We start from the raw sequence: 26,785 nt of genomic DNA on the forward strand, positions 1-26,785 counted from the left end.
GGGGGTAGGAAAACGGTGTTGAGGGGTCAGGTCACCACGTTGATCGGCTTGCCGGCGGCGAAAGCCTCGATGTTGGCCGCCAGCACCGCCTTGAGCCGCGCAACGCTGCTTTGGCTGGCCCAGGCGACATGGGGCGTGACCAGCAAGTTGGGGTGTTCGCAGTGCAGCAACGGGTGGTCGGCCTGCGGCGGCTCCACGTGCAGCACGTCCAGCGCGGCGCCGCCCAGCTGGCCGCTGGCTAACCCGTCGAGCACCGCGTTTTCATCCACCAGTGGGCCGCGCGCGGTGTTGATGAGCAGTGCGCCGGGCTTCATCCGTGCGATCTCGGCGGCGCCGATCAGGTATCGCGTGTGCGGCGTCAACGGGCAATGCAAGGTCAGCGCATCCGCCTGGGCCAACACCGTGTCGAACGCGGTGTAGCCGTCCCTCACTCGCTGCGCGCCACGGTGTTCGGCAAACAGCACGTGGATGTCCAGGGCCTTGGCCAGTCGCGCCACACGGCTGCCGATATCGCCACGCCCGACGATGCCCAGGGTCGAACCCTGCAGGTCCTGGATCGGCGCGCCATGCACGCAAAAGTGCGATGACAGCGACCATTGGCTCAACGAGGCCGAGCGATACGCCATTAGGTGACGACGCAACGCGAAGAGCGAACCAATCACCGCTTCGGCGACACTCACCGCGCTGTAAGCGGGCACATTGCACACGGTCACACCGTGGTCGCGGCAGGCAGCAATGTCGATGCAGTCGTAGCCGGTCGCGGCTACACAGATCAACTTCAAGCGCGGCAGTTGCCCAAGGCTCGTACGATCAATGCGCACCTTGTTGGTAATCGCCACGTCAGCCTCGGCCAATGCCTGCTGCACCTGCTCGTGGGTGGTTTTTTCACGCTCCGTCCAGGCGCTGGCCTGGGCCGGACGCACCAAGGGGGACGGCAGGCTGGCGGCGTCGAGAAAGACGATATTCATGCCGCCACCTGCTCGGAAATTTCAATCAGGTTCAGGTCCGGGTCACGTACATACACCGAGCGGATCGGGCCCGTTGCGCCGGTGCGAAGCACCGGACCTTCGAGAACAGGCCAGGCCTGGGCGTCGAGATGGGCGATCACCTCATCCAACGGGAGGCTGGCGATAAAGCACAGGTCCAGCGCGCCCGGCACCGGCAGATGCGCCTTGGGCTCGAACTCATGCCCGCGCTCGTGCACGTTGATTTTCTGGTTTGCGAAGCGAAACGCGATGCGTCCGCTGCCAAAGGTCTCCAGGCGCATGCCCATGACGCGCAGGTAAAAGTCTTTGCAGGCGCTCAGGTCGAGGGTGGTGAGTACCAGGTGGTCGAGATGATCAATCATTGCGGGCGCTCCAGTTCGGCATTGGCCACCTGCTTGCTCAGGCTGTGCACATGCGCGGGGATGGGATGCAGGTCCAGGCGTTTGCCGGCCTTGAGGATCTGGCTGGGAAGGTCATGGCCAACCAGGTCGGGCAGTTGCGCGGCGGCGGCGAGCACGCGGTCCAGCTGAACACCGGTGTCGTAGCCCATCAGATCGAGCATGTGCACCAGGTCTTCCATGCACACGTTGCCGCTGGCGCCGGGTGCATACGGGCAACCACCGAGGCCGCCCAGAGAGGCATCGAAACGCTCGATCCCCGCCTGCAGCGCCGCCAGGGTATTGGCCAGAGCCATGCCTCGGGTGTTGTGAAAATGCAGGGTCAGCTGCAGCTCGGGAAAGCGCTCGCGCACCTGCCGCGACAAGGCCTCCACCTGTGTGGGATAGGCCATGCCGGTGGTGTCGCACAGGGTGATGCCGCGCACGCCCAGTTCGGCAAAGCGCGCGACCCAACCCAACACATCGTCGGTGGGCACCTCGCCCTGCATCGGGCAGCCGAATACCGTGGACAGCGACACATTCACCGCCACCGGTCCCTGGCCGATCACGCCGACCACCTCCTGGAGCTGGGCGAATGACTGTTCGCGGGTCATGCGCAGGTTGGAACGGTTGTGCGGCTCGCTGACGGACATCACCAGGTTGGCTTCGTCGATGCCGCAGCCCAGCGCACGCTCGGCCCCGCGCACGTTCGGCACCAGCACCGTGTATTCGACGCCGGGCTGGCGCCGAATCCCGGCCATTACCGCCTCGGCATCGCGCAACGCCGCAATGGCCTTTGGCGAAGTGAACGAGGTGACTTCTATCTTCGCGTAGCCGCACGCACTGAGCGCGTCGATCAAGGCGATTTTGCGCTCGGTGTCGATAAAGGTCTTTTCATTCTGGAAGCCGTCACGGGTCGCGACTTCCTGCAGGTACAGGCGTTTCATGAGGTTGCTCCTGGTGTCAGATCAGGCCGCGAGCCCGCCAGGCTTCGCGGGTCGGTGCGTCGATGCCGATGCGTGCAAGCACCGCGTCGGTGTGTTGCCCCAGGGCCGGCGCGCGCGAGTGCACGCGACCGGGGGTGGCCATCAACTTGGGCACGATGCCGGGCAAGGTGACAGGCGTACCGTCGTCCAATTGGCTGGCGAGCAGCATGTCGCGCGCCTGGTAATGGGGATCGGCGGCGATGTCGGCGGCGTCGTAGATTTTTCCGCTGGGAATGTTCGCGTCTTTCAGCGCTGCCAGGACGTCGTCGAGGCTGCGCTCGGCGGTCCAGGTGGAGATTGCCGCGTCGATCCGCGCCACATGCCGCACCCGTCCGTCGTTCTGCGCCAGCTCAGGGTCGTCGGCCAGATCGAGGCGCTGGATCTTCTCCATCAGCCGCCGGTAGATGCTGTCGCCATTGCCGGCGATCAACGCATACTTTCCGTCCTTGCAACGGTAGGCGTTGGTCGGTGCGATGCCGGGCAAGCTGCTGCCGGCCGGCTCACGCACGCTGCCGAACACCGAATACTCGGGAATCAGGCTTTCCATCATGTTGAACACCGACTCGTACAACGCCACGTCGACCTGCTGGCCAGCGCCGCCGTGCTGCTCGCGGTGACGCAGCGCCAGCAGCACACCGATCACGCCGTGCAGCGCGGACAGCGAATCGCCAATGGACACGCCAACCCGTACCGGCGTGCGTCCTGGCTCACCGGACAAATGGCGCAGACCACCCATGGCCTCGCCGATCACGCCGAAACCGGGCAGGTCGCGGTACGGTCCGGTCTGGCCGTAACCGGAAACCCGCAGCATCACCAGCCCGGGGTTGATCGCTGACAGTTCATCCCAGCCCAGCCCCCATTTTTCCAGGGTGCCAGGGCGGAAATTTTCAATCAGGATGTCGGCGTCCTGGACCAGGCGCTTGACCACCTCACGCGCTTCGGCCTGGCGCAGATCAAGGGTGACCGACTGTTTGTTGCGCGACTGGGCGGCCCACCACACCGAGGTCCCGTCGTGCAGCAAGCGCCATTTGCGCAGGGGGTCGCCGGTGACCGGCGGTTCGATCTTGATCACTTCGGCGCCGAACTCGGCGAGGATCTTGGCGGCGAAAGGTCCGGCAATCAGTTGGCCCATTTCGACCACCTTGATGCCTTCCAGGGGCAGACTCATGACGGTATCCGTTGTTGTTGGAGGTGATGGCCGGATAATCCGCGCAAAAACACGCCGTGAGAATGTCAAAGATTTCCACTACTCTTTCCAGATTGGAAACACAGAGGTGGATATGTTCAATTTGCTGCAGCTTGATCTGGTGTCCCTGCGCCTGCTGGTATTGGCCGCTAAGACACAAAACCTTACCCAGGCCGCCACCAGTGCTCACATGAGCGTTTCCGCGGCAAGCAAAAGACTGGCCGAACTCGAACGGGTGACCCATTGCAGCCTGTTCACCCGCGTTGCCCGAGGCCTGCAACTGACCCCGGCGGGACGCGGCCTGGCTGAACACGCGCGAACCATCCTCGACGCCGCCGAGCAGATGGCCCATGACGCCACCGACTACGCCAATGGCGTGCGTGGTCATGTTCGGCTGTTTGCCAACACGTCGGCGGTGATCCAGTTTTTACCGCAGGATCTCGCGGCTTTTCTCGCGGCCAACCCGCAGGTGCGCATCGAACTGGAGGAGGTCCTCAGCGACCGCGCGATTCATGCAGTGGAAAAGGGTCAGGCCGAGATCGGCATCTTTGCCGACAACGTCGACGCTCCCGGCCTGCACATACACCCCTATCGGCATGATCGGCTGGTGGTACTGGTGCCGCAGGGTCACGTGCTGGCGCAGCGTGCAAGCGTTGCCCTGGCCGAGACGCTGGACTTCGATTACGTCGCGTTGAATCAAGGCAGTTCGCTGTTGCGGCGTATCAATGATGCCGCCGCCAGCACCGGCAAACGCCTGAAGGTGCGCATTCAAGTCAGCAGTTTCGATGGCATCTGCCGCATGATCGAGGCGGGATTGGGGATCGGCATCCTGCCGCTGGGCTCGGTGCACCCGGGGTTACTTGAGACGAAGCTGCGCGCGATCCCGCTGGAGGGCCAATGGGCGTCGCGCACCTTGTACGTAGGGGTGGCGGATACGTCGCGCCTTTCGCCCGAGGCCGCCAACCTGTTCAGCTACCTGAGCAACCTGGAGGGATAGCCGGCTATCCCTGGCCTGCCGGGCTTACTGACTGTCCTTGGCCTTGCCCTCCTGCATCTGCACCGAAGATTTGCTGCCGCCAGTGTTGTCCTTGGTGGTGTTGTCGGCGCTGTCGAAGCACCCATGCAGCATGAACACACTGCAAAGGCTCAGGCACATAGTGAGTTTTTTCATGATCATTTTCCGTGGATAAGGTGGGCTGTCACTTATCTGTGTGGAACGAGCGCTGGCGCGTTCAAAAAAACCAAACAGTGCCTGACGAATGGTCACGCCGCGCCCTTGCACTAATTTGAACGTTTTTGCCCCACCATCGATCCATAAAGCAGGACACCCAGACACAGGAACGGCCTGTGTCAGTCCTTGCGCGAGCTACGATCCGCCTGCCCCGACCAGGGCGCCTGAATTTCGCTCGCCGATGACGACCTTGAGGTAAAGGCCATGGCCGCGAACACGTGCAAAACATCGAACCCTCTTGCCTCCCAGGATGCGCTTGCCCGCAATACCGAACTGTTCTACGAGGCAGATCGGCTGGAGCAAGCGGCCTACGCAATCATTGGCACCAGTCTGGCGAATGCCGACGCGTGGCTGCGCTTCAGCGAGGCAAAGCGGGTAGCCGATGCGAAACGCAGTGAGGCGCGCCAGGACCTGATGCGCCTGCGTCGAAGCGGGTTGTAGCCGCACAGCCTACCGACTCCGCGCTTGTCACTCAGACAAGCTTGCAGCGGGCCTTCAGGAAAACACCTGCGGACGCCGCCGTGTCGGCGGCGCAAAGCTCAGCGGCTGCTGGCGGGCCAGTTGCGCCTGGACGTGCGCGACCGCGTCGAGCACGCGCTGTGCCCACTGCTCGTCCTGCGGGTCGACCACTACCACGCGAAAGCCGTGGTCATGGCCTTCACTGCGCACGCCTTCGGAATCGTCGACATGCAGGTCGATGTCGAAGGCCGGTGGAAATTTGGAGGGTGCGTTCGACAGCCCGCGCACGCTGAGCGCACGGTTGTGCAGCACGCTGTTGACCACGCCGTCGACACGAATGCCGTACAGCAACAGCCAACGCCGGATGTAGGACGGGGTCCGCCCGGACGAGGTATAGACCCAGATGCTGCAGCCTTGGCGGCGCAGTTCACGGGTCAGCGAGCGAGTCCCCACGCGCAGCGGTTCGCCCAGCCACCGATGGACACAGGCCGGCAGCCGGCTGTGTTCGACCGCACTGTGGTGAAGCTGGCAGGCCAGCGTGTCGTCGATGTCGAACGAAATGCGGATACGCGGGCGATTGAACAGACGCCGAACGCTGTCGAGCACTGGATACCTCCCCATCACAGACCTCCCCGAGCAGCAGGCACGGGTGTGTCGCCCAGGAAGAACTCCCCGGGATCCGGGGCCTGATCTTCCAGGAATGCCGCGTATTTTTTCTTGATCTTGGGCAATTCGTACAGGGCCTTGACGCCATGCTTGGCGGAGTTACGGATGACCGAGGACGGGTTGAAATAGCCCTCGGCGTTTTCCAGCGTGAGCACGAACGGCGGCAGTCCCGCGCGCATCAGCAGGTAGCTGACAATCAGCGAACCACTGCGGTTATTGCCCTCGATGAACAATTGCGGCTTGCTGAGGATGCGCACGTAGACACCGGCTGCACGCTTCCAGACCGACTCGCTGCGGTACGCGCAATACCAGTTGTACAAGTCCTTGATGCCACCCTCGACATTGTTGAAAAAGTGCTGCTCGGTGGCCGCCAGGTGCTGGGCGTATTCCAGCCGGCGCACCGGGTCCTTGCCGCAGAGCACGGTGGCATTGATCTCCAGCATCAGGTTGAGTTGCTGCAGGTCAAACAGGTCGACGCCGCGAGCGACATAGTCATCAATCAGGGCATAGCCTTCCAGCACATTTTCCAGCACCTCGTCCGTGAACGGATCGCGCGGCTCGGTAAAGTGGCGGCTGAGCTCGGCAAAGCGGCTCTGTACTTTACGCAGAGCGCGTTCGATCGCGGGCAAATCAAGACGACGTGTTGCAGACATTGGCAATCCTGGCAAACGGTGGAAAGGTCGATCAGCTGAACTTGCCGCTGATGTAGTCCTCGGTCATTTTCTCGCGGGGGCTGCCGAAAATCTGGGTGGTCGGGCCCATCTCTACCAGGTAGCCAGTACGCGTGCCCTGGGAAATATCCACCGAGAAGAACGCAGTGGTGTCAGCCACACGGATGGCCTGCTGCATGTTGTGGGTCACCAGCGCGATGGTGTAGTCCTTTTTCAACTCGACCATCAACTCTTCAACCCGACGCGTGGCGATCGGGTCGAGCGCCGAGCACGGCTCGTCGAGCAACAGCACTTCCGGCTCGGTGGCGATGGCGCGGGCGATACACAGCCGTTGCTGCTGGCCGCCGGAAAGCGACAGGCCACTGACCTTGAGCTTGTCCTTGACCTCATCCCACAGCGCAGCGCCCTGCAGCGCATGCTTGACGCGATCGCCGAGGTCGCCCTTGTAGCGGTTGAGGCGCAGGCCAAACGCGACGTTGTCGAAGATGCTCATCGAAAACGGGTTCGGCTGCTGAAACACCATGCCGATATAGCGGCGCACTACCACCGGGTCCACGCCTTTGCCATACACGTCCTGCCCGAGGAAATGCACGTGCCCCTCGAAGCGGAAACCTTTGACCAGGTCATTCATCCGATTGAGGCTGCGCAGCACAGTACTCTTGCCGCAACCGGAAGGCCCGATAAAGCCGGTGATCTTGTTTTTCTCGATGGGTACGTGGCTGTCGCGCACGGCCATGAAGTTGCCGTAGAAAATCTTGTCGAGCTTGCAGTCCATGACCACAGGCGCCTGGGTGGTAAACGGAGCGGCTATTTGCGCAGTTGATACGTTCAAAATTCAGATGCTCCCTTGTTCAGTACTTGGGCTTGCCGAAAATGCGGCTGACAATGTTCACGACCAGCACGATCATCACCAACACCAGCGAAGCCGCCCATGCGAGTTCGAGCTGATTGTCGAAGGGCATGCCGGAGAAGTTGTAAATCAGTACGGCCAGCGATGCCGTCGGGTTCATCACCGCGAGGCTGCCGTCGTGGTAGATCCAGTAGTTGCTGAACAACGCGGTAAACAGCAATGGCGCGGTTTCGCCCGCAGCACGCGCAACGGCCAGCATCACGCCGGTGAGAATCGCCGGCATGCCGGTTGGCAAGATGATTTTCCAGATGACCTGCGAGCGCGTGCAGCCCATGCCGTAGGCCGCGTCCTTCATGATCTTGGGCACCATGCGCATCGACTCTTCAGCCGTCAGCACGACGATCGGCAGCATCAACACCGCCAGGGCAACGCCGCCGGCCGGTGCCGAGTAGGTGCCGGTGGTCATCACCACCAGGGCGTAGGCGAACACGCCGGCCAGAATGGACGGCAGCCCGGTGAGCATCTTGGCGGCAAAGCGCGCGGCGTTTGCCAGCTTGCTGTCGGGCCCCAGTTCAGCGAGGAAGACGGCGGCCATGATGCCGACCGGCACGGCAATGGCGGCGGCAATGCCGACCATCACAAAGGTGCCGGCCATGGCGTTGCCGAAGCCGCCGCCAGTCTCGAAACCGGTAGGCGGCAATTCGGTGAACACTTCCAGGCTCAGCCGTGCCCCGCCGCGCGTGATCAGCATGTACAGCACGGAAATCAGCGGCACGCTGGCGATCAGCGCACCCGTCCACACCAACGTGGTCAGCACCAGGCTGCGCAGGGCGCGCCCTTCGAACTTGCGCTGCAGGCTGGGCATGGCGCCGGCTGGCGAGGTCAAGCTGCTGGCAGGCGAAGTGAGGTCAGTCATTATTTGTTCCCCCGCTGGGCGTAGAGCATGATCATGGAGCCGAGGATGTTCACCAGCAGCGTGATAAACATCAGCACCAGCGCGGCGTACATCAACACCTCGATTTCGTTGGGGCCGGCTTCGGGGAAGTTCAGCGCCAACAGCGCGGCCAGGGTGTTGGCCGGCGCAAACAGCGAGAGCGAAATGTTGTTCGCATTGCCCACCAGCATCGCCAGCGCCATGGTTTCACCCAGCGCGCGACCCAGGCCGAGGACCAGCGAGCCGAAAATGCCGGTCGCCGCAGAAGGCACCATCACCTTGAGAATCGCTTCCCAGTGGGTGGTGCCCATGCCGTAGGCGGCCTGCTTGGTTTTCATCGGCACGCCAGTGAGTGCGTCCTGCGACACTGCCGCAATCGTCGGCAGAATCATGATGGCCAGTACCAGCGCGGCGGGAAGCAACCCGGGCCCGCTCAGGGACGTGCCGAAAAAGGGAATCCAGCCCAGTTCGCTGTTCAGCCAGGCGGTGAGTGGCCGAATCGCCGGGATCACCACGTAGATCCCCCACAGGCCATAAACCACGCTGGGGATGGCCGCGAGCAGCTCGACAATGGTGCGAAACACCGCTGCCAGCTTCGCCGGCAGGAAATCCTGGGTGAGGAAAATGGCCATGCTGACACCGAAGAAACCGGCGATCAGCAAGGCAATCAGGGCGCTGTACAGCGTGCCCCAAATGGCCGGCAGAATGCCGTACTTGCCTTGGTTAACGTCCCAGACACTGCCGAAAAGCACATCGAAACCGTGCTTTTCCATGCCCGGAAGGGCTTTGCGTCCCACCTCGAATACCAAGGCGAAGACCAACGCCAGAATCAGCACCACCCCAATTCGCGCAAGGGCACGGAAGGTGCGGTCAACCAGGAAATCCTTCGTGGAAGGCGGCTGGCAGGCAGAATCCGGGTTAACCGGTACGACAAAAGGTGTGTTCATTGGCTAATTCCGGAACAGGGGGGAAACTCCCTCGGCGCGGCTCGACGCACACTCCGAGAGAGACCACACGGGTGTTACTGGATGTTGGCGGAAGCCTTGCGAACCTGATCGACAACCGATTGCGGCAGCGGGATGTAGCCCATCGAATCAGCGATCTTCTGCCCTTCGGTCAAGCTGTACTCGACCATTTCACGCATGGCCTTGGCCTTGGCCGGGTTGCCGTTGTCCTTGCGGAAGATCATCCAGGTGTAGGAGGTGATCGGGTAGGACTTGGCGCCATCCGGGTCCGGCAGCCAGGCCACCAGGCTTTCCGGCATTTTCACCGCGGCCAGGGCCTCGGCACCGCTTTCGGCGTTCGGCACCACGTAATGGCCGGCCTTGTTCTGCAGTTGGGCGAAGTCAACCTTGGCCAGTTTGGCGAAGCCGTACTCGATGTAGCCGATGGCGCCCGGGGTCTGGCGTACGGTGGCGGTCACACCATCGTTCTTCGGCGACTTGATGAATTTGTCGCTGGCTGGCCAGTTGACGGTGTTGCCTTCACCCAGGTCCTTCTGGAACTGCGGGTTGATCGCCGCCAAGTGCTTGGTGAAGACGGCGGTGGTACCGCTGGAATCAGCACGCACGACCACGGTGATTGGCGTGTCGGTGAGTTTCAGGTCCGGGTTGGCGGCGACGATCTGTGGGTCGTTCCACTTGGTGATCTTGCCCAGGAAGATGTTGGAATAAACCTCGCGTGGCAGCTTCAGGCCCTTGGGGTTGCCCGGCAGGTTGTAGGCCAGCACGATTTCGCCCGCCGTCATCGGCAGCAACTGCACGCCTTCGGCGACCTTGGCGATGTCTTCGTCTTTCATCGCCGAGTCACTGGCGGCGAAATCGACGGTTTTATTCAGGAAGTCCTGCACACCTGCGCCGCTGCCCTTGGATTGGTAATCCACGGTGACACCCGCGCTTTTCTTGCTGAAATCCTTGAACCAGGTGAGGTAGATCGGTGCAGGGAAGCTGGCGCCTGAACCGGTCAGACGGACGTTCTCGGCAGCAAATACCGAGGTGGCCCCCAGCGAAACCGCAACGGCGAGTGCAGCAGACTTCATCAGACGTTTCATTCAGGAGAATCCTTGTAATTACGGGCTCCCGAACTGTGCAGCAGAGTTGTTACGTTTTTATGAAAGTTGAATGGCAAACCACGCGCTTGTCCCCATTTACCGTCTCAATGTGGCCTTTAGCGGTCATTGGTTCGTAACAAAATGCGACTAGGACGCTTCGCGCGCCGCGCTGAAAAAGTAGCCAGCCCCCGAAAAGCCGGCTTTACTGCTCGCAAAGCCCCTCTCCCCCCTGATTGAACCCTCTGGCGGGCGCGCGGGTCTTAGCGGCTTGGTTGCTCCCTCTCACACATCGATGGAAACAGCAGTGAAAGACCTGACTCGTGAAGAGCTGGAGGCGCAAGTCCTGCGCCTGCGTGCCCTGCTGACAGAGGCGGGCGTCGACCCCATGTCAGGCGCGCGCAGCGAAGATGTACCGCCGTATTCCTTCGAAGACACCCAGGCACGCTATCACCAGGCGCTGCTCGACATGTCGAACATGCGCTCCGCGCACGTCGCATTGCGCCAGAGCGAAGAGCGATTTCGCACCATCCTGGAGACGGTCGAGTCGGCGTTTGCCATCGTCAAGGTCAAGTTCGATGCCGATGATCGGCCGATCGACTACCGGTTTGTCGAGGCCAACCCGGCGTTCGAGCGCCAGGCCGGGGTCGACCTGCGCGGCAAGTGGGTCACCGAGTTCGCCCCCGACCTGGAAAGTTTCTGGTTCGAGACCTACGGGCACGTGGCCAAGACCGGCGAGCCAGCCACTTTCGAAAGCTACGCTGAAGCGTTCAAGCGCTGGTTCGACGTACGCGCGGTGCGTGTCGGCGACCCGGCCGACCGGCAGATCGCGATTATCTTCAGTGACGTCACCGAGCGGCGCAACGCGCAGGAGCGCCTGCGCATCAGCGAAGCAGTGGCGCGGCAAAACGTCGAGCGCGTGCAACTGGCGCTGGCCGCCGGTGCGATCATCGGCACCTGGCATTGGGACCTGCCCAGCGACCGCTTCACCATCGACGACGCGTTCGCCCGCGCCTTTGGCGTGGACCCGGCCCTGGGCCATGAAGGCCTGAGCCTGGCGCAGGTGATCACCTCGGTGCACCCGGAAGACCGCGACGGGCTGACCACCGCCATCAATGCCGCGATTGCCCGTGGCGGCGCCTACGCGCACCAGTACCGCGTGCTTCGCGCCGACGGCAAATACTATTGGATCGAGGCCAACGGCCGGGTCGAACTTGCCGAAGATGGCACACCCTTGACCTTGCCGGGCGTGGTCATCGACGTCGAGGGCCGGCGCTCCGTGGAGGCCGAGCGCGACCGCGCGACCGCCGCACTGCGCGCCCTCAACGAAACCCTCGAGCAACGCGTGGCCGAGCGCACCGTCGAGCTGATCCAGGCCGAGGAAAAACTGCGCCAGTCGCAGAAAATGGAAGCCGTGGGCCAACTGACCGGCGGCCTCGCCCATGACTTCAACAACTTGCTGGCGGGGATCTCCGGCGCACTCGAACTGACGGTGCTGCGCATCGCACAGGGTCGCTGGGCGGAAGTCGACAAGTACATCACCACCGCCCAGGGTGCGGCCAAGCGCGCGGCGGCGCTGACCCACCGTCTGCTCGCCTTCTCGCGCCGGCAGACCCTGGACCCACGGCCCACCGATGTGAATCTGCTGATGGACGACATGGGCGAGCTGATCCAGCGCACCGTGGGTCCCAGCATCAGCGTGGAAACCCTCGGCGCCAGTGGCGTATGGCCGACGCTGGTGGATGCCAGCCAGCTGGAAAACGCCCTGCTCAACCTGTGCATCAACGCCCGCGACGCCATGCCCGATGGCGGGCGCATCAGCATCGAGACCGCCAATGTGCGGGTGGACGCTGCCACTGCCAGCGCCCAAGACCTGAGCGCAGGGGAATATCTGACGCTGACGGTCACCGACACCGGTACCGGGATGACACCCGATGTCATGGCCAAGGCGTTCGACCCGTTCTTCACCACCAAACCCATCGGCCAGGGCACGGGCCTCGGGCTGTCGATGATCTATGGGTTCGCCAAACAGTCCGGCGGGCAGGCGCGCATTGCCTCCGAGGTCGGGCGCGGCACCGCCATCAGCCTTTACCTGCCACGTTATTATGGACAGACCATTGAGCCCACGCCCGAGCAGGACAGTACCAGTGCCGCACCGGCGGAGTACGGCGAGACCATCCTGATCGTCGACGATGAACCCAGTGTGCGCACGCTGTTGATGGATGTACTCGGCGGCCTCGACTACAGCCTGATCGAAGCGAGTGACAGCATTACCGGACTCAAGATCCTGCGCTCCGACGTGCACATAGACCTGCTCATCACCGACGTCGGCCTGCCCGGCGGCATGAACGGACGCCAGATGGCCGACGCCGGCCGCGAAGTACGGCCCGCGCTGAAAACCCTGTTCATCACCGGCTACGCCGAAGGCGCCATCATTGGCGACACGCGCTTGGGGCCTGGCATGCAGATACTGACCAAGCCGTTTGCGCTGGACACGTTGACGGCGCGGGTGCGGGAGTTGATCGAGTCGTGAGCATCACGCGATGTCGCCGGCCCCACAGGTTACTGTGGCCGACGTCAGCACATCTCCCCGCTGCACACGCGGGAGGATCAGCCCCGCGCCTTGATGATTGTTGATTCTTTCTCACAACACTCATTCCAGAAGGCACATTTATCGCCAGCGCGTCCCAGGTGATACTGCGCGACTCTCGCCTTAGGGATAAACACTGATGATGAAGACAGATTTCGCTGCCTGGTCCTGGACTGCAGGTGCAGGGATCGACGGTTTGCAGCTGGTCCGCAAAAGCCTGGATCAGCCCGGACCGGGTGAGGTGCTCATCGCCAATCGTGCCATCGCCTTGAACCCGGTGGACTGGAAGATCATCGAGTGGGGTCATGCGGCGTGGAAAACCGGACATGTGCCGGGCGTGGATGGCATGGGCGTGGTGGTTGCAAGCGGTGCCGGAGTGCCGATCAAACCAGGTACGCGCGTGGCCTACCATCAGTCGCTGGATCGCGACGGCAGTTTTGCCGAGTTCTGCATACTCGATGCGGCGACGGTGATGACCGTGCCGGCGGCCCTCGATGATGCCTGGGCGGCCTCACTGCCCTGCCCCGGCTTGACGGCCTGGCAGGCGCTGGAAAAGATTCCGGGCAGTGCCGGCGAGGTGTTGGTGGTCGGCGCGGGCGGTGCGGTGGGCCTGCTGTTGGCGCAGTTGGCGGTACAGCGTGGGTTGCGTGTGTGGGCCACGGCGAGCACGGCTCATCATGCCCACCTGAAGGCATTGGGCGTGGTCGGTGTATTCGATTACCGCGACGCCGGCTGGCAGCAGGCACTTCAGTCAGCCCTGGGCGAACGGCGCCTAGACGCCGTGTTCGACACCGTGAGCGGTGCGCATGCAGCCACACTCGCGCCCCTGCTCGGCTACAACGGGCACCTGGTGTGCATCCAGGACCGCCAGGAAAGCGCGCCATTGCCGGCTTTCAGCACTGCGATTTCACTGCACGAGGTGGCGCTCAACAGCTTTCACGCCTACGCCAGCCTGAGTGATCGGCAGGCCTTGCGCCAACACGGCGAACGGCTCCTCGACGCGGTCCTGAACGGCAAACTGCGGTTATCTGGACAGCAGGTCTTCGACTTCCATGAGCTGCCGCAAGCGCTTCGTGCCCTCAAGCAAGGCTCCAGCAGTGGCAAATGGGTAGCGCGCCTCGCCGACTAAACCTCGGCCAGGCTTTCCTTCTTCTCCAACCACTCGATCATCAACTCTCCCCAGGCGATATCGGCCTGCAGCGCGGCCTTGGCTTTGCCCGAGTCGCGCGTGCGCAGGCCTTCAAGCACTTCAAAGTGCTTATGCTGGGCGCTCGCCAGTTCCAATTTCGGCACTTCCGCGTGGAAGCGGCTGAGCAGCGGCCCCATGATGACCCACATGTTCTCCAGGGTCTTGGACACCACAGGCATGCGCGCCGCGCTGATCAGGCCGAAGTGAAACTCGCGGTTGAGCAATGCCGCCTGCCGATGGTCGACCGAGACCGCCTTCTGAAACGCATCCTGGATACCTTCAAGCTTGATCAGTTCCGGCACGGTAATACGCTGCGCGGCGGCACCGGCGGCCTCACCCTCAAGCAGATGACGGATCAACTGGATTTCCCTGAGCTGGCTGACCGACAACTCCGGCACGTAGATGGACGTCGCGGCCTTCATGTCCAGCGCATGGTCGCTGACCAGCCGGAAGATCGCCTCGCGCACTGGCGTGATCGAGACCCCGAACTCTTCGGCCAGGGTGCTGATGCGCAGGCGATCGCCGGGCTGGTATTGGCCGTCCATCAACGCCGTGCGAATAATGGAATACACCCGCTCACTCAAGTTGCCTTTATCAATGGGCTTATGCACGGTCACTGTTACTCGATCTCCATGGTCGATGACGTGCGCCCGGCAGGCCTCGACGCCTGCGGCAGGGGCGCAGATCACGCATCATACATCATCATTTTACCCCTGCCACTCCGGCAGGCGCGTCCTTCAAATCCGTGCGTCGCGCCGTCCTACGCCCTGCAACAGCACGGCAATCACGATAATTGCCCCCTTGATAATCTGCTGTGGGTAGGCCGGTACACTCAGCAGATTCATGATATTGCCGATCAGCCCCAGCACCAGCACGCCGACCACAGTGTAGAAAATCGTGCCTTTGCCGCCGCTCAGCAGCGCACCGCCGATGACGCACGCCGCAATTGCATCGAGCTCCAGCGCCATGCCCGCGCTGGGCGCCGCAACACCCGAGCGCGACGCAATCACCACCCCGGCCAATGCCGCCAGCCCACCACAGATGCCATAGGCCGCCAACTTGTAGCGTTCCACCGCAATCCCGGCCAGGCGCACGGCGGTTTCGTTGCTGCCGCTGGCAATCGTCAGTCGTCCGTAGGTGTTGTAACGCAGGATCAGCGCAAAGACGACCGTCACCAGGATCGCCAGCCACACGGGCCAGGGAATGCCCAGCACGCCATCGGCCAGGCGCCCGAAATCGCGCAACCACTGGGCACTGGTCAGCTTGTCATCCAGCCGTTGCGGCTGGCCGTTCGACAAAATAAAGGCCAGGCCGCGCCCTACCGTCATCATCGCCAGCGTGGCGATAAAGGGTGCCATGCGGAAGTAGGCGATAAACGTGCCTGTCACCAAGCCCATCAAGACGCCGGATGCGACCGCGACCGTCACCGCCAGCAGCAGCCCAAGTCCCCCTTCGACCGGCATCACGTTCAGGGTCATGGCCACCACGATCCCGCCCACGGCAGCCACCGACGCCACGGACAAATCGATCCCCGCCGTCAGAATCACGATCAACATGCCGATGCTCACCAGCAACAGCGGCGTCAATTGGCGCAACAGGTTGCCGAGGTTCTGATAGGTGAAAAAATCCGCGGACAAGACGCTGGCGACAATCGCCAGCAGTACCAGCATCACCAGCGCGTTGTGCTCAAGAAACAGGCGTTGCAGTGAGCGCCGGTGCGCACGCCCGGCATCGGCGTGGCTGTCGTGTTGCAGCGGTTCGGCCGCGGCCAGTTTGTAATCAGGGTTATTCATGGTGCTCGACTCCCATCGCCAGGCAAATCATCTGTTGTTCTTTGATGCGCTCACCCACCAGTTCACCGGCGATCGCACCTTCGCGCATGACCACGACGCGGTCACACATACCGATCACTTCGATCATTTCCGAAGACACCATGATGATTGCCACCCCTTGCTCGGCAAGGGCGTTGATCACCCGGTAGATTTCGGTTTTCGCACCCACATCCACGCCGCGTGTCGGCTCATCGAGAATCAGCACGCGGCAACCCGCATCGACCCACTTCATCAGCGCGACTTTCTGCTGGTTGCCACCCGACAGGTCACCGACCCGTTGCTCGATGGAACGCGTCTTCACCGACAGTTGCTTGCGCAGGGCCTCGATGCCCTGGGTCTCCCTGCCGCTGGCGATCCAGCCCATGCGTCCGGTATAGGGGCTGGCGGGGCGCAGCGCGCCATTGACGCGGATCGACATTTCCAGCAGCACGCCCTGCTGCTTGCGGTCCTCGGGCAGCAGGCCAATGCCATTGGCGATGGCTTCGCGCGGTGTGCGGTTGTGCAGTTCGCGCCCATTCAAGCGCAGGGTCCCGGAGGTCTTGCGGTCGGCGCCGAAGATCGTGCGCATCGTCTCCGTGCGCCCTGCCCCCACCAGGCCGCAGAAGCCCAGTACTTCACCGGCACGCACGTTGAAGCTCACGTTGCGCACCAGCCGCCCGGCACACAGCTGATCCACCTCCAGCAGCACCTCGCCGATCTGCGCGTTGCGCGGCGGGAACAGGTCGCTGAGTTCACGGCCGATCATCATCTCGATCAGCCCGCGCTCGGTGACATCCGCCAGGGCCAGGGTGCCGACGGTCTTGCCATCCTTGAGCACTGTCGCGCGGTCACAGATGCGGAAAATCTCATCCATGCGGTGCGACACGTACACAATGCACACGCCCTTGCGGCGCAGCTCGTCGAGGATCTTGAAGAGCTTTTCCGCTTCATGCGAGGTCAGCACGGCGGTGGGCTCATCGAACACCAGCACCGAGGAATTGCGCGACAACGCCTTGCAGATTTCCACGGCCTGCTGGTACGCCACCGGCAAGCTGCCGACCGCTTGGCGCACGTCGATATCGCTGAAACCCAGCTCATCCAGAATCGTCCGGGCCTTTTTGCGCATCGCAGCCCACTGCACAACACCACGGCTCTTGCCCAGGTCGTCGATGCAGATGTTTTCCGCCACCGACAGGTGCGGGGCCAGGGCAAACTCCTGGTAGATGATCGAGATACCCAGCTTGAGTGCATCGCCCGGCTTGCGGATATCCACCGGTTCACCATTCAGGCTGACCGTGCCGGTATCCCGTACGTAGGCCCCGGCAAGGATTTTCATCAGGGTCGACTTGCCCGCGCCGTTCTCGCCCATCAACGCATGGATTTCCCCGGCATGTGCCGAAAACCCAGCGTTGCTCAGTGCACTGATGCCACCGAATTTCTTCGAGATATCGCGCATCTCTACGGCTGGTGTGTGCATCGCATTCATGTTCTTCACCCTCTATTGACTGTCGCCGAACAGCCCGCCCCCGTTGGCGCGGGCTGTTTGGCGGGCGTTACTTGAGGGCCGCCTTGATCTGCTCGATGGAGCGGAACGGCGGCACGTTGTCGGTGGAGGGCGGCAGGCTGTCAGCCTTGATATAGGTGTCGACGTTGTCCGGAGTAATCAGCGTGACCGGGAAATACGACGCCAGCGGCAGGTTGTTGGCATCCAGGCCTTTGTCGAGGATCTGGTGAATCAGCTCAATCGCAGCCACGCCGGTTTCAGATCCGCTGTTGGTGGCACTCACCAGCAACTTGCCCTGCTTGATCAAGTCCAGCGCCACACGGAAGTTGCCCGCGCCGGAGGCGACCGTCACCTGGGCCTTCTTGCCGGCGTTTTCCAGGGCGTTGATTGCACCGATGGCAATGAAGTCGTTTTCCGCCAGCACCAGGTTCAGCTTGTCACCCTGCGACGCCAGGATGTCTTCGGTGGCCGCAAGCCCGCCCTCTTCGGTCCAGTCACCCCGGCCCCAGGCCAACACGTTGAAGCCACCTTCCGGCCAACTGAAACTGCCTTTGGCTTTGATCTGCTGGAACAACTTGAAGCCCTTGAGCATCGCGTCCTCCTTGGACAGGCCCAGCTTTCGCTCCTCGGAACGCGCGTAGACAATCCCGGAGATCATGCCGTTGAGCCGGCTTTCGGAGGTGGAGTTGCCCATCACACCGATGACCATGGCGGCGTTGATCACCTTGGCCGGGTCGGTCTTGGCGATCACATAGCGGCCCGCCTCGAAACCACTGCCGTAGGGGTTGCCGGTGCTGGTGGTGATTACCGGAGCCCGGGCATCTGGCGCAGTGCCCACGGTAATCACCGGAATCCCGGCTGCCACGGCGCGTTCCACATCCGACACCGAGCCGAGCACGTCGGTGGGATCGATCACGATCAGGTCGACGCCCAGGGTAATGAAGTTGTCGACCTGGGCGCTTTGTTTGGCGACGTCACTGTCCGCCACTTGCAGCTCGATATCGTAGTTGTACTTTTTCGCGATGGTTTTCGCGTCGTCGAGCATCGACACGAACCAGGGATTGCCCAGGGTGATCTCGGTCCAGCCGATACGCAGGCGCTCGCCTTTCTTTTTCAACGGCAATGCCTTGTTGATCGCCGTGCGATCCGGCATGTCGGGGTCAATCACGCCCGACAGCGCGGTATTGGGCATCAAGCTGTAGATTTCATGCTTGCCGGCGGCCCAGGCCTGGCTGCCGATAAGGGCCGCCAGGGCGAAGGTGGTGATCAAACGCTTCTTCATCATTATTGTTCTCCAGTGCGCTGATGGGATCGGTGATGCCGGCGCCGTCCTCGACAGCGCCGTGGTGTGGGCTCAGGCCTGTAAATCGATCCAGGCCGACTTGAGTTCGGAGTACTTGTCCAAGGCATGCAGCGAACGGTCGCGACCGTTGCCCGACTGCTTGTAGCCGCCAAACGGCATGGTGATGTCGCCGCCGTCGAAGCAGTTGACCCACACACTGCCGGCGCGCAGGGCGCGGATCATCGAGTGGGCGCGACTGAGGTTGCTGGTCCACAGGCTGGCAGCCAGGCCATAGGGCGAGTCATTGGCGATGTGCACCGCGTGCAGGTGATCCGTGGCGGTGATCACCGACAGGACCGGCCCGAAGATCTCTTCGCGGGCAATGGTCATGTCGTTGGTGACGTTGTCGAAGATCGTCGGCGGGATGAAGAATCCGTCGGCCAGGGCGCCACCGGCACGTTCACCGCCGAGGATGATCTGCGCGCCCTCCTCTGCACCGGTGCGGATGTAGCCGAGCACGCGGTCCATTTGCGCCTTGTCGACCATGGCGCCCAGTTGCGTGGCCGGATCGAGAGGGTCGCCGACGCTGATACCGCGCGCGACCTTCAGGACCTCGGCGACGAATTCGGAACGGATACCCGTCTCGACGATCAGCCGCGAAGGCGCTACGCAGACTTCACCCTGGTTGAAAAACATCGATTTCGCGGCGGTGGCCGCCGCTTTTTCCAGGTCGTGGCAGTCATTGAGGATGATGTTCGGGGTCTTGCCGCCGCACTCCAACCAGACCCGCTTCATGTTCGATTGCCCCGCGTACTGCAGGAACAATTTGCCGACTTCGCCGGAGCCGGTGAACACCAGCGTGTCCACATCCATATGCAGACCCAGCGCGCGGCCAGCGGTAGGGCCGAAACCCGGCAGCACGTTGAACACGCCTGGCGGAATGCCCGCTTCGGCCGCAAGCGCGGCGATGCGCAGCGCGGTCAAGGGCGATTGCTCGGCCGGCTTGAGGATCACCGAATTACCCATCGCCAGGGCCGGGGCTACCTTCCACATGGCCATCAGCATCGGGAAGTTCCAGGGCGTGACCGCCGCCACCACGCCGATGGCTTCGCGGGTGATCATGCCCAGCGCACCCGGCCCGGAGGGCGCGATTTCGTCGTAGACCTTGTCACAGCATTCGGCGTACCACTGCAGGCATTCGAGTACCGCGTGCACGTCAAAACCACTGCTTTCCGCGACCGGCTTGCCCATGTCCAGGGTTTCGAGCAGGGCCAGTTCAGTCATGTGCTGCTCGAACAGCGCGGCGAAGCGCAGCATGACTTTCTTGCGCTCCTTGGGCGGACGCTGCGACCACACGCCACTGTCGAACGCCTGGCGCGCCACCTGGACGGCAACGTCGACGTCTTCAGCCTGGCAGGACGCGACGTGATTGAGCACCTGGCCGTTGCGCGGAGAGATATTGGCGAAGGTCTCGCCGCTCAGTGCATCGACAAAGCGGCCATTGATGAAGGCCTGGCCTGGCAGGTCCAGGGCGGCGACACGCTGCTGGACCGCAGCGATATCCACGAGTGTATTCATGCTGTTGTATCTCCTGTCTGGTTCAAGGGGTTAGAAGCTGACTTCGGTTTTCAGGCCGAACACCACCACGCTCTTGTCCCCGCTCAATCCGCCGGGGTTGACCACGTATTGCACGTTGGGCCGCAGTGTCAGGGCCGGGGTCACGCTGACGCCGTAGTACAGCTCCATCGGGTATTCGGTGTGCGGTGCCGCCACGGTGTAGCCACTGGTCTGGCGGATGCGCCTGGCGGATTTTTCATTCACTTCCAGGCGGCCCAGCGCCAGGCCGATTTCATCCTGCGGGCGTGCGGCAAACGGACCGCTGATAAAGGCACCGGCATGCCAGACGTTTTCCACGTAGGACACGTCGCGGTCCGACTGAATGAAGTTGGCAAACAGATTGAGGCCGCGGGCACTGTTGTCCGGGTCCTGGTACACGCGTTGGTCGACCATGGCGTAGAAGCCGCGGGCTGAATCGTGCTGGTCGGGGGCGTTGCCGGTCAGGCCGATCGGCTGGCCATCGAGATCGCGGTACACGTCGTTGAAATCACCGGTGTTGCGCCAGACGCCCACGCGGTAGGTGCCAGGCAGGCCGTTGAGCCTCGGCGTCCAGGCCAGTTCGCCCACGGCGAGGTAGCCGGTAGTGCCCGAGGGACTGCCGAAATTCAGGCCCTGGCCGTTCTCGGTAAAGCGCGGGTTGACCTGATACAGCGAGGCGTTGACGGTCAGCTCATCGGTCAACTTGCCCTCCACCGCCGCGCCCCACTGGCTGACCGGCCAGGTAAACCAGTTGGGGGTGATGTAGCCCGGCACCGTGCCGCAGAACGTCAGGTTCTGGAACTTGCAGGAAAACGGGAACACATCGCCGCTCATGGGCAAGCGGCCGAGCTTGACCACCAGTCGGTCGTCGAGCAGTTGCTGCTGGTAATAGAACTGCACCAGCCGCGTGACGCTGCCGTAGCCGTAGATTTCCTGGGCGGCCAGCAAGGTGTGAGTGCCCGCCTCGGCCGTCAGGCTTTCGCCGTTGCGGTTGCTGAAGGTCATGCGAAAACTCGCGCCCTGCCAACCGAGCAGCTTTTGCAGGTCGAAGTTGCTGTCGATCATCAGCTGATCGCTGTAGGTGCCTTTGTGCGTGTCGCCGCCCTGGGTGTTGTAGGCCAGCTCGTTGACGTACGTCAGCTGGAAGTCCACTCCCTGTTCATGCAGGCGCGTGCGTTCACCGTTCCAGTCGCCAAGCAGAAAGTTGTCCGGCGAATAACTGGCGGCAAACACGCCAGGGCCTACACACGCACTTAGAAGTCCTGCGGCAACGATGGTTTTATTGGTCATTGTCAGTGTTCCCGAAACTGTTTTTATTGTTGGTTTTAGTGTTTTTCGAGCATGCAGAATCCCGCCAACCCAACTGACGGGTCGGTGAAGCAACAGCGTTAACGCGGTGTGACTGAAACGTCGGTTAGAAGCACATCCTCACGATGGCGGCGACCTCCTCCTGGTTGTTGATCGGCTTAGGGTGGCAGGCCAGGTCCTGGTTGAAACTGGTCCAGACGGTGTGGGCAAATTCATCGACTTGCTCAGGGCGCAAACCGTAGCTGCAAAAGGTGTCGGTGACCCCCAGGGTGGTGAAGAGCTGTTCGAGGATTACGGGCAGGCGCTCAGCGCGCTCGTTGGTCGACAGGCCCAGGGTTTCCGGGCACAGGATCCCGGCCACGGTGGCAAACTTTTCGGCGGCGACCGGCAAGGTCCAGCGGATGACATGCGGGGTGCTCGCCGCCACCGTGCCACCATGGGGCGCGTCGGTCATTGCGCCCAAGGGCTGGCCCAAGGCATGGGACACGGTCACCCCGGCACCGGCAATAGCCATGCCGCCCAGGGTCGAGGCAAATGCCATGTTGGCGCGTGCCTCCAGGTCAGTGCCGTGCTCCACGCAGCGCTGGGCATTCGCCGCAAACAGGCGGATGGCTTGCAAGGCCACCATTTCCACCCAGGGTGTGCAATGGATACTGATATAGGCTTCGAGTGCATGACAGAAGGTATCGACCGCCGTCAGCGCGGTGAGTTTGGGCGGTTTCGACACCAGGATCTGCGGGTCGATCAACGCGACGTCAGGGTAGATGAACGGGTTGACGATGGCGCACTTGAGGCCCAGCTCGGGGTTGTTGATCACCGCAAAAGGCGTGGCTTCGGTGCCAGTACCGGAGGTGGTCGGCACCACCAGCAGCGGCAGGCCACGGCGTTGCGGGCGGCGTACCTCTTCGCCGAGGCGCTCGGTGTAATCCCAGCAATTGCCACCGTGCACGGCGACGAACGCCACGGCCTTGGCCGAATCAATCGCACTGCCGCCACCCATGGCCACGACCACGTCGCAGCCTGCGCGAAGCACTTGATCGACCGCGCGATCAATCGTGGTGTGACGGGGGTTGGGCACGATGTCGTAGAACTCGAGATATTCGATACCGCGCTCGATAAAGCTGGCAGTAACCTGCGCGACCCACTCGCTGCCTTCGAGAAACGGGTCGACCATCAGGAACACCTTGGTGCCGAACGGCGCGACTTTGTCGCCCATGCGCCGGATGGCGCCGACCTCGAAGTCCAGGGTGAGAGGCAGACTTGCCTGAAATGCGTTCATCAGTTCACCTTTGTTCTTATTGGAATGTGTGACCGGCCCGGCCTTATCGCAGCGCGCCGCCATATTTGTACAACTCGCCCAGATCGCTGGCGGCAATCAGCGCAGCTCTCATCTCATCGACAGTCACGGCGAAGGGCTCGACGTTGCTGGTCTGGTTCGGGTCGGCCGCGGTGCGGGCCACAGCATCGAGTTCCTGCGCGGTGATATCGGCCAGGCCGAGATCGCCGAAGGTCACCGGCAAACCAATGCTCAGGCAAAAGCGCAACACGGCATCCAGTTCACTGCTGGTTTTGCCTTCCAGTACCAGCATCACCAGCGTGCCGAACGCCACGTACTCACCGTGGTACATCGTGGCGCGGAGGCCCAACTCACTGAAACCGCAATACACCGCGTGGGCGGTGGCGACGCCATTGCTTTCAAAGCCGATGCCGCTCATCAAGGCGTTGGCTTCCACCACGCGGTTGAATGCCTTGGTCACGCAGCGCTGCTCGGCGGCGCGCTTGGCTTGCACGCCGTCTTCAAGCAGGACGCGGTAGCACAGCTCGGCAATCGCCATCGAGGTCAGCGTGGCCTTGGCCCCGCCGCCGCCCTCCTTCATGCCGCCGCCGGCATTGCCGAGAAAGTTGTCGCGGTAGCCTTCAACACAGGTGCGGGCTTCGAAATACGTCGACAGCGCATCGCCCATGCCGGCTACCAGCAGGCGCACCGGGGCCTGGGCGATGATCCAGGTGTCGACCACCACCACATCCGGGCTGCGCTGGAAAAACAGCACGTCGTCAAACGCGCCGGCTTCGGTGTACAGCACCGACAGCGAACTGGTAGGCGCGTCGTTGGAAACCACCGTCGGCACGATGCACAACGGCACCCGCGCCTGATTGGCGAGCGCCTTGGCAGCATCGAGCACTTTGCCACCGCCGATACCGATCACACCGTCGCACTCAAGCCCCTGCATCAACACCGCCAAGCGCTGGATTTCCTGGCGGGTCACTTCGCCGGAAAAAATCCCGTAGTGAAGCGCGGTGCGGGTGCTGGCGAAGCTGCTTTCCAGGGTTGGCTTCAGGCTGTCCAGGCGGCCCTGGGTGGTGATCACCATGAGGCGGCGACCGAACCAGGCGACGTGCAGTGCCAGGCGGTCGAGTTCTTTGTAGCCCTGGATATAACGACCAGGTGCGGCAAATATCTGGGTCATCTCAATGTTCATCCTGGCCCCATCAAGGAGGCTTTTTGTTATTGCTTTGAGGACGTGGTCGAGGAGCAATACCGTCGACGGATCGATGATATATCATATTTAATTTTTTACTGCCAACCGCTTTTTCGAATGAAAAACCGCCGTGAAAGACAGGGATTGACGCATGGGGGGATCGAAGATATATGATGCATGAAAACAAGAACAACGTTATTCGGAGACGACATGCACGATTACATTGTCATTGGCGGCGGGTCTGCGGGTTGTGCGCTGACGGGTCGTTTGATCGAGGCCGGGGCCTCGGTCCTGCTGATTGAAGCGGGCCCCCGGGACACCCATCCGCTGATTCATATTCCTGCCGGTTTTACCCGATTGCTCTCCAGCCCCCTGCTGTCTCGCCATGAGACACAGGCGCAGACGGCCATGGACGGACGCAAACGCATTCTTCCCCAAGGCCGCGTGCTCGGCGGCGGCAGTTCGGTGAATGCGTTGATCTACATTCGCGGCCAGCACGAGGACTACGACGACTGGGCTGCCACTGGCTGCAATGGCTGGTCGTTTCGCGAAGTGCTGCCCTACTTCAAGCGCGCTGAAGACAATGAGCGCTTCGATAACGGCTTTCATGCCACAGGCGGTCCGCTGGGGGTTTCGGACCTCAAGCAGGTGTGTGAATTGTCACGCGGCTTCGTGCGTGCCGCGCAGCAGGCGGGCATCCCGTTTACCGCAGACTTCAACGGTGAACGCCAGAATGGCGTCGGCTTCAACCAGATTACGGCACGTAACAATCGCCGTTGCAGTGCCGCCGTGGCGTACCTGCGTACCGCCGAAAAATCCGAGCGCCTGACAGTCATCACCGACGCCACCGTGCAGCGTGTGGTGCTCGAAGGCAATCAAGCGGTCGGTGTCGAGTACCGTCACAAGGGCCAGGTTGTGCAGGCTCGCTGCAGCAAGGAAGTGGTGCTCAGCGCGGGCGCGATCCAGTCGCCCAAGCTGCTGATGCTGTCCGGTATCGGCCCGGCCGCCGAGCTTGAGCGTCATGGTATTGCCGTGCAGCACACGTTGCCCGGCGTCGGCCAGAACCTGCAGGACCATGCCGAAGTCGGCAGCATCGCCTATTGCCATGGCAAATACGGCTACTACGGCCAGGACAACGCTTTCAACACCGTGAAAAACGGCCTGCAGTACCTGATGTTCGGCAGTGGGCCGGTGAGTTCGAACGTGACTGAAGCCTGTGCATTCATCAACACCGACAACCCGCAGGAACGGCCGAACGCGCAGATGCATTTTGTGCCCATCGTGTTTTTCGACCTCGACCAGGAGGCGATCAAGAAACCCGGCGCGACCATCAATACCTGCGTCTTGCGACCGATTAGCCGAGGCGAAATCCGCCTCGCCGACAAGCACGCCGACACCCCACCACAGATCGACCCCCGCTACTTTGCACACCCGGAGGACCGCCGTGTCGCCATCAAAGGGCTGAACCTGTCGCGGGAAATCCTCGCGCAACCGGCGATGCGCGCCTACACCGACGAAGAGGTATTCCCGGGCTTGAGTGTGCGCAGCGATGAGGACCTGCTGAGCTACATCAACCAGCGCGCGAAAACCGTCTACCACCCGGTCGGCACCTGCAAGATGGGCAATGACGCCATGGCCGTGGTCGACCCGGAATTGCGCGTACACGGCCTGCGCAACCTGCGGGTAGTGGACGCCTCGATCATGCCCAACCTGATCTCCGGCAATACCAATGCACCGTCCATCATGATCGGCGAAAAAGCCGCCGACCTGATCCTGGGGCGCAGCGCATTGCCTGCGGCCCACGTCTAGAACACAGGAATCCAGCCATGCCTATCAGCGGTAAAACGCGCGTCGTCGTGCACTTGACCTACCCCGCCAAACACCTGCGGACACCCGAATTCTTCAACCCGTTGCTGGAACGCCTTGGCTACGACGGCGTACTGGTGCCATGGGAAGTCTCGCCGGCGAACCTGGCCACGGCCTGGCAAGGTTTGCGCGGCATTGAAAACCTCGCGGGGGTGATCGTCACCGTGCCGCACAAGCTGGAGGTGGCAACCTTGTGCGATGAACTCAAAGGCACTGCCCTGCTGCTGAAAGTGTGCAACGTCGCCAAGCGCCTGGCGGACGGACGCTTCACCGGACGTATGTTCGATGGCGACGGCTTTGTCGCCGGCCTGAAAAAACAGGGCCATGACCTGGGCCGCAAACGCGTGCTGCTGTTGGGCGCCGGCGGCGCGGCCACCGGCATCGCCCACGCGTTGCTGGCCGAAGATATCCAGGAACTGGTGATCAGCAATCGCACACCGGCCAAAGCCGAGGCGCTGGCACTGGAATTGCGCCTGATGTTCCCCGGCAAAAGGGTCAACGCCGGCCCTGCGGATGCCAGCGGCTTTGACGTGGTGATCAATGGCACCGCCTTGGGCCTCAATGCTCGAGATCCGCTGCCGCTGCCCGTCGAGACCCTCGCCGCCGGCACGATTGTCGGTGAGGTGGTGATGAACCCAGACATCACGCCCCTGCTCAGCGCAGCGGCCGAGCGTGGCTGCATCATCCATAAAGGCGCGCACATGATCACCGGCCAGGTGGACCTGCTCGCCGAGTTTCTGTTTTCCCAAGCGGGCGTTTGAGCGCC

General features: G+C 62.4%; 25 protein-coding genes. 6 read left to right on the top strand and 19 right to left on the bottom strand.

Translation table 11 applies throughout. The annotated features are described in order from the left end of the window. Positions 1-26: 26 nt before the first annotated feature. Genes QMX97_RS01265 through QMX97_RS01280 form a run of 4 tightly spaced genes read right to left on the bottom strand, consistent with a single transcriptional unit; the run spans position 27 to position 3,517 of the window. The gene (locus tag QMX97_RS01265) at positions 27-968 is read right to left on the bottom strand and encodes a D-2-hydroxyacid dehydrogenase (protein ID WP_106804455.1); all 942 of its coding nucleotides are present in this window, start codon (positions 966-968) and stop codon (positions 27-29) included. Beyond that, positions 965-1,348, bottom strand: a complete 384-nt coding sequence (locus QMX97_RS01270; protein WP_120448144.1) for a VOC family protein — start codon at positions 1,346-1,348, stop codon at positions 965-967. Before QMX97_RS01270 ends, QMX97_RS01265 begins: the two co-directional genes overlap by 4 nt. After that, positions 1,345-2,310 carry a hydroxymethylglutaryl-CoA lyase gene (locus QMX97_RS01275; protein WP_282395664.1) on the bottom strand — a complete coding sequence of 322 codons (966 nt, stop codon included), beginning with the start codon at positions 2,308-2,310 and terminating at the stop codon, positions 1,345-1,347. Before QMX97_RS01275 ends, QMX97_RS01270 begins: the two co-directional genes overlap by 4 nt. A gap of 16 nt (positions 2,311-2,326) precedes the next feature. Beyond that, positions 2,327-3,517: a CoA transferase gene (locus tag QMX97_RS01280; protein ID WP_282395665.1), complete on the bottom strand. Its 1,191-nt coding sequence runs from the start codon at positions 3,515-3,517 to the stop codon at positions 2,327-2,329. A 112-nt stretch (positions 3,518-3,629) separates the two neighbouring features. Here QMX97_RS01280 and QMX97_RS01285 point away from each other — a divergent pair, with 112 nt between their 5' ends. Then, on the top strand, positions 3,630-4,532 hold the full coding sequence (locus QMX97_RS01285) for a LysR family transcriptional regulator (RefSeq protein ID WP_282395667.1): 903 nt from the start codon (positions 3,630-3,632) through the stop codon (positions 4,530-4,532). A 24-nt stretch (positions 4,533-4,556) separates the two neighbouring features. Here QMX97_RS01285 and QMX97_RS01290 read toward each other — a convergent pair whose 3' ends face one another. Then, entirely contained in the window at positions 4,557-4,706 is a 150-nt protein-coding gene (locus QMX97_RS01290) for a hypothetical protein (RefSeq protein WP_162946072.1), read from the bottom strand. A 264-nt stretch (positions 4,707-4,970) separates the two neighbouring features. Between QMX97_RS01290 and QMX97_RS01295 the strand changes: the two genes are divergently transcribed. Then, positions 4,971-5,207 carry a hypothetical protein gene (locus tag QMX97_RS01295; RefSeq protein WP_106804460.1) on the top strand — a complete coding sequence of 79 codons (237 nt, stop codon included), beginning with the start codon at positions 4,971-4,973 and terminating at the stop codon, positions 5,205-5,207. A gap of 54 nt (positions 5,208-5,261) precedes the next feature. Here QMX97_RS01295 and QMX97_RS01300 read toward each other — a convergent pair whose 3' ends face one another. From QMX97_RS01300 to pstS, 6 genes are all read right to left on the bottom strand, one after another. Continuing rightward, positions 5,262-5,846 (bottom strand): hypothetical protein, encoded by a 585-nt coding sequence (locus tag QMX97_RS01300; RefSeq protein WP_282395671.1) that lies wholly within the window; start codon positions 5,844-5,846, stop codon positions 5,262-5,264. Continuing rightward, positions 5,846-6,544 (bottom strand): hypothetical protein, encoded by a 699-nt coding sequence (locus QMX97_RS01305; protein ID WP_282395672.1) that lies wholly within the window; start codon positions 6,542-6,544, stop codon positions 5,846-5,848. The genes QMX97_RS01300 and QMX97_RS01305 overlap by 1 nt, the downstream gene beginning before the upstream one ends. 31 nt (positions 6,545-6,575) lie before the next feature. Next, on the bottom strand, positions 6,576-7,337 hold the full coding sequence (gene pstB / locus QMX97_RS01310; protein WP_065905635.1) for a phosphate ABC transporter ATP-binding protein PstB: 762 nt from the start codon (positions 7,335-7,337) through the stop codon (positions 6,576-6,578). A 76-nt stretch (positions 7,338-7,413) separates the two neighbouring features. Next, positions 7,414-8,328: a phosphate ABC transporter permease PstA gene (pstA, locus tag QMX97_RS01315; RefSeq protein ID WP_106804463.1), complete on the bottom strand. Its 915-nt coding sequence runs from the start codon at positions 8,326-8,328 to the stop codon at positions 7,414-7,416. After that, entirely contained in the window at positions 8,328-9,293 is a 966-nt protein-coding gene (pstC, locus tag QMX97_RS01320; protein ID WP_065905630.1) for a phosphate ABC transporter permease subunit PstC, read from the bottom strand. The genes pstA and pstC overlap by 1 nt, the downstream gene beginning before the upstream one ends. Before the next feature lie 74 nt (positions 9,294-9,367). Next, positions 9,368-10,396 carry a phosphate ABC transporter substrate-binding protein PstS gene (gene pstS / locus QMX97_RS01325; RefSeq protein ID WP_065905629.1) on the bottom strand — a complete coding sequence of 343 codons (1,029 nt, stop codon included), beginning with the start codon at positions 10,394-10,396 and terminating at the stop codon, positions 9,368-9,370. 292 nt (positions 10,397-10,688) lie between these two features. Here pstS and QMX97_RS01330 point away from each other — a divergent pair, with 292 nt between their 5' ends. After that, positions 10,689-12,926 carry an ATP-binding protein gene (locus QMX97_RS01330; protein ID WP_282395678.1) on the top strand — a complete coding sequence of 746 codons (2,238 nt, stop codon included), beginning with the start codon at positions 10,689-10,691 and terminating at the stop codon, positions 12,924-12,926. Positions 12,927-13,125: 199 nt separating this feature from the next. Further along, positions 13,126-14,112, top strand: a complete 987-nt coding sequence (locus QMX97_RS01335; RefSeq protein WP_282395731.1) for a zinc-binding dehydrogenase — start codon at positions 13,126-13,128, stop codon at positions 14,110-14,112. Here QMX97_RS01335 and QMX97_RS01340 read toward each other — a convergent pair. The 8 genes from QMX97_RS01340 to QMX97_RS01375 all read right to left on the bottom strand — a co-directional run bounded on the left by QMX97_RS01340 (position 14,109) and on the right by QMX97_RS01375 (position 24,141). Continuing rightward, positions 14,109-14,783: a GntR family transcriptional regulator gene (locus tag QMX97_RS01340; RefSeq protein WP_226940005.1), complete on the bottom strand. Its 675-nt coding sequence runs from the start codon at positions 14,781-14,783 to the stop codon at positions 14,109-14,111. The genes QMX97_RS01335 and QMX97_RS01340 overlap by 4 nt on opposite strands. Positions 14,784-14,909: 126 nt before the next feature. Continuing rightward, positions 14,910-15,965, bottom strand: a complete 1,056-nt coding sequence (locus tag QMX97_RS01345) for an ABC transporter permease (protein WP_120448139.1) — start codon at positions 15,963-15,965, stop codon at positions 14,910-14,912. After that, positions 15,958-17,469: a sugar ABC transporter ATP-binding protein gene (locus tag QMX97_RS01350; protein ID WP_282395683.1), complete on the bottom strand. Its 1,512-nt coding sequence runs from the start codon at positions 17,467-17,469 to the stop codon at positions 15,958-15,960. Before QMX97_RS01350 ends, QMX97_RS01345 begins: the two co-directional genes overlap by 8 nt. Positions 17,470-17,536: 67 nt before the next feature. Further along, positions 17,537-18,772: a sugar ABC transporter substrate-binding protein gene (locus QMX97_RS01355; protein ID WP_107339022.1), complete on the bottom strand. Its 1,236-nt coding sequence runs from the start codon at positions 18,770-18,772 to the stop codon at positions 17,537-17,539. Between the two features lie 69 nt (positions 18,773-18,841). Further along, positions 18,842-20,347: an aldehyde dehydrogenase gene (locus tag QMX97_RS01360; protein ID WP_282395688.1), complete on the bottom strand. Its 1,506-nt coding sequence runs from the start codon at positions 20,345-20,347 to the stop codon at positions 18,842-18,844. A gap of 30 nt (positions 20,348-20,377) precedes the next feature. Continuing rightward, complete coding sequence (locus tag QMX97_RS01365) at positions 20,378-21,655, bottom strand: carbohydrate porin (protein ID WP_282395689.1); 1,278 nt, start codon at positions 21,653-21,655, stop codon at positions 20,378-20,380. Between the two features lie 124 nt (positions 21,656-21,779). Further along, on the bottom strand, positions 21,780-22,952 hold the full coding sequence (locus tag QMX97_RS01370) for an iron-containing alcohol dehydrogenase (RefSeq protein ID WP_201143965.1): 1,173 nt from the start codon (positions 22,950-22,952) through the stop codon (positions 21,780-21,782). A 43-nt stretch (positions 22,953-22,995) separates the two neighbouring features. Further along, entirely contained in the window at positions 22,996-24,141 is a 1,146-nt protein-coding gene (locus QMX97_RS01375; protein ID WP_282395694.1) for a glycerol dehydrogenase, read from the bottom strand. 222 nt (positions 24,142-24,363) lie between these two features. Here QMX97_RS01375 and QMX97_RS01380 point away from each other — a divergent pair, with 222 nt between their 5' ends. Both QMX97_RS01380 and QMX97_RS01385 read left to right on the top strand, forming a co-directional pair. Continuing rightward, entirely contained in the window at positions 24,364-25,962 is a 1,599-nt protein-coding gene (locus QMX97_RS01380; protein WP_282395695.1) for a GMC family oxidoreductase N-terminal domain-containing protein, read from the top strand. 17 nt (positions 25,963-25,979) lie between these two features. Beyond that, entirely contained in the window at positions 25,980-26,780 is an 801-nt protein-coding gene (locus tag QMX97_RS01385) for a shikimate dehydrogenase (RefSeq protein ID WP_120448132.1), read from the top strand. Positions 26,781-26,785 lie beyond the last annotated feature (5 nt).

The organism is Pseudomonas sp. PS01298, assembly GCF_029959745.1.
GTDB lineage: Bacteria > Pseudomonadota > Gammaproteobacteria > Pseudomonadales > Pseudomonadaceae > Aquipseudomonas > Aquipseudomonas aylmerensis.

Coding starts and splice junctions, on each gene's coding strand:
- QMX97_RS01265 (WP_106804455.1), bottom strand. CDS start 968: ATGAATATCGTCTTTCTCGACGCCGCCAGCCTGCCGTCCCCCTTGGTG.
- QMX97_RS01270 (WP_120448144.1), bottom strand. CDS start 1,348: ATGATTGATCATCTCGACCACCTGGTACTCACCACCCTCGACCTGAGC.
- QMX97_RS01275 (WP_282395664.1), bottom strand. CDS start 2,310: ATGAAACGCCTGTACCTGCAGGAAGTCGCGACCCGTGACGGCTTCCAG.
- QMX97_RS01280 (WP_282395665.1), bottom strand. CDS start 3,517: ATGAGTCTGCCCCTGGAAGGCATCAAGGTGGTCGAAATGGGCCAACTG.
- QMX97_RS01285 (WP_282395667.1), top strand. CDS start 3,630: ATGTTCAATTTGCTGCAGCTTGATCTGGTGTCCCTGCGCCTGCTGGTA.
- QMX97_RS01290 (WP_162946072.1), bottom strand. CDS start 4,706: ATGAAAAAACTCACTATGTGCCTGAGCCTTTGCAGTGTGTTCATGCTG.
- QMX97_RS01295 (WP_106804460.1), top strand. CDS start 4,971: ATGGCCGCGAACACGTGCAAAACATCGAACCCTCTTGCCTCCCAGGAT.
- QMX97_RS01300 (WP_282395671.1), bottom strand. CDS start 5,846: ATGGGGAGGTATCCAGTGCTCGACAGCGTTCGGCGTCTGTTCAATCGC.
- QMX97_RS01305 (WP_282395672.1), bottom strand. CDS start 6,544: ATGTCTGCAACACGTCGTCTTGATTTGCCCGCGATCGAACGCGCTCTG.
- pstB (WP_065905635.1), bottom strand. CDS start 7,337: ATGGACTGCAAGCTCGACAAGATTTTCTACGGCAACTTCATGGCCGTG.
- pstA (WP_106804463.1), bottom strand. CDS start 8,328: ATGACTGACCTCACTTCGCCTGCCAGCAGCTTGACCTCGCCAGCCGGC.
- pstC (WP_065905630.1), bottom strand. CDS start 9,293: ATGAACACACCTTTTGTCGTACCGGTTAACCCGGATTCTGCCTGCCAG.
- pstS (WP_065905629.1), bottom strand. CDS start 10,396: ATGAAACGTCTGATGAAGTCTGCTGCACTCGCCGTTGCGGTTTCGCTG.
- QMX97_RS01330 (WP_282395678.1), top strand. CDS start 10,689: ATGGAAACAGCAGTGAAAGACCTGACTCGTGAAGAGCTGGAGGCGCAA.
- QMX97_RS01335 (WP_282395731.1), top strand. CDS start 13,126: ATGAAGACAGATTTCGCTGCCTGGTCCTGGACTGCAGGTGCAGGGATC.
- QMX97_RS01345 (WP_120448139.1), bottom strand. CDS start 15,965: ATGAATAACCCTGATTACAAACTGGCCGCGGCCGAACCGCTGCAACAC.
- QMX97_RS01350 (WP_282395683.1), bottom strand. CDS start 17,469: ATGAATGCGATGCACACACCAGCCGTAGAGATGCGCGATATCTCGAAG.
- QMX97_RS01355 (WP_107339022.1), bottom strand. CDS start 18,772: ATGATGAAGAAGCGTTTGATCACCACCTTCGCCCTGGCGGCCCTTATC.
- QMX97_RS01360 (WP_282395688.1), bottom strand. CDS start 20,347: ATGAATACACTCGTGGATATCGCTGCGGTCCAGCAGCGTGTCGCCGCC.
- QMX97_RS01365 (WP_282395689.1), bottom strand. CDS start 21,655: ATGACCAATAAAACCATCGTTGCCGCAGGACTTCTAAGTGCGTGTGTA.
- QMX97_RS01370 (WP_201143965.1), bottom strand. CDS start 22,952: ATGAACGCATTTCAGGCAAGTCTGCCTCTCACCCTGGACTTCGAGGTC.
- QMX97_RS01375 (WP_282395694.1), bottom strand. CDS start 24,141: ATGACCCAGATATTTGCCGCACCTGGTCGTTATATCCAGGGCTACAAA.
- QMX97_RS01380 (WP_282395695.1), top strand. CDS start 24,364: ATGCACGATTACATTGTCATTGGCGGCGGGTCTGCGGGTTGTGCGCTG.
- QMX97_RS01385 (WP_120448132.1), top strand. CDS start 25,980: ATGCCTATCAGCGGTAAAACGCGCGTCGTCGTGCACTTGACCTACCCC.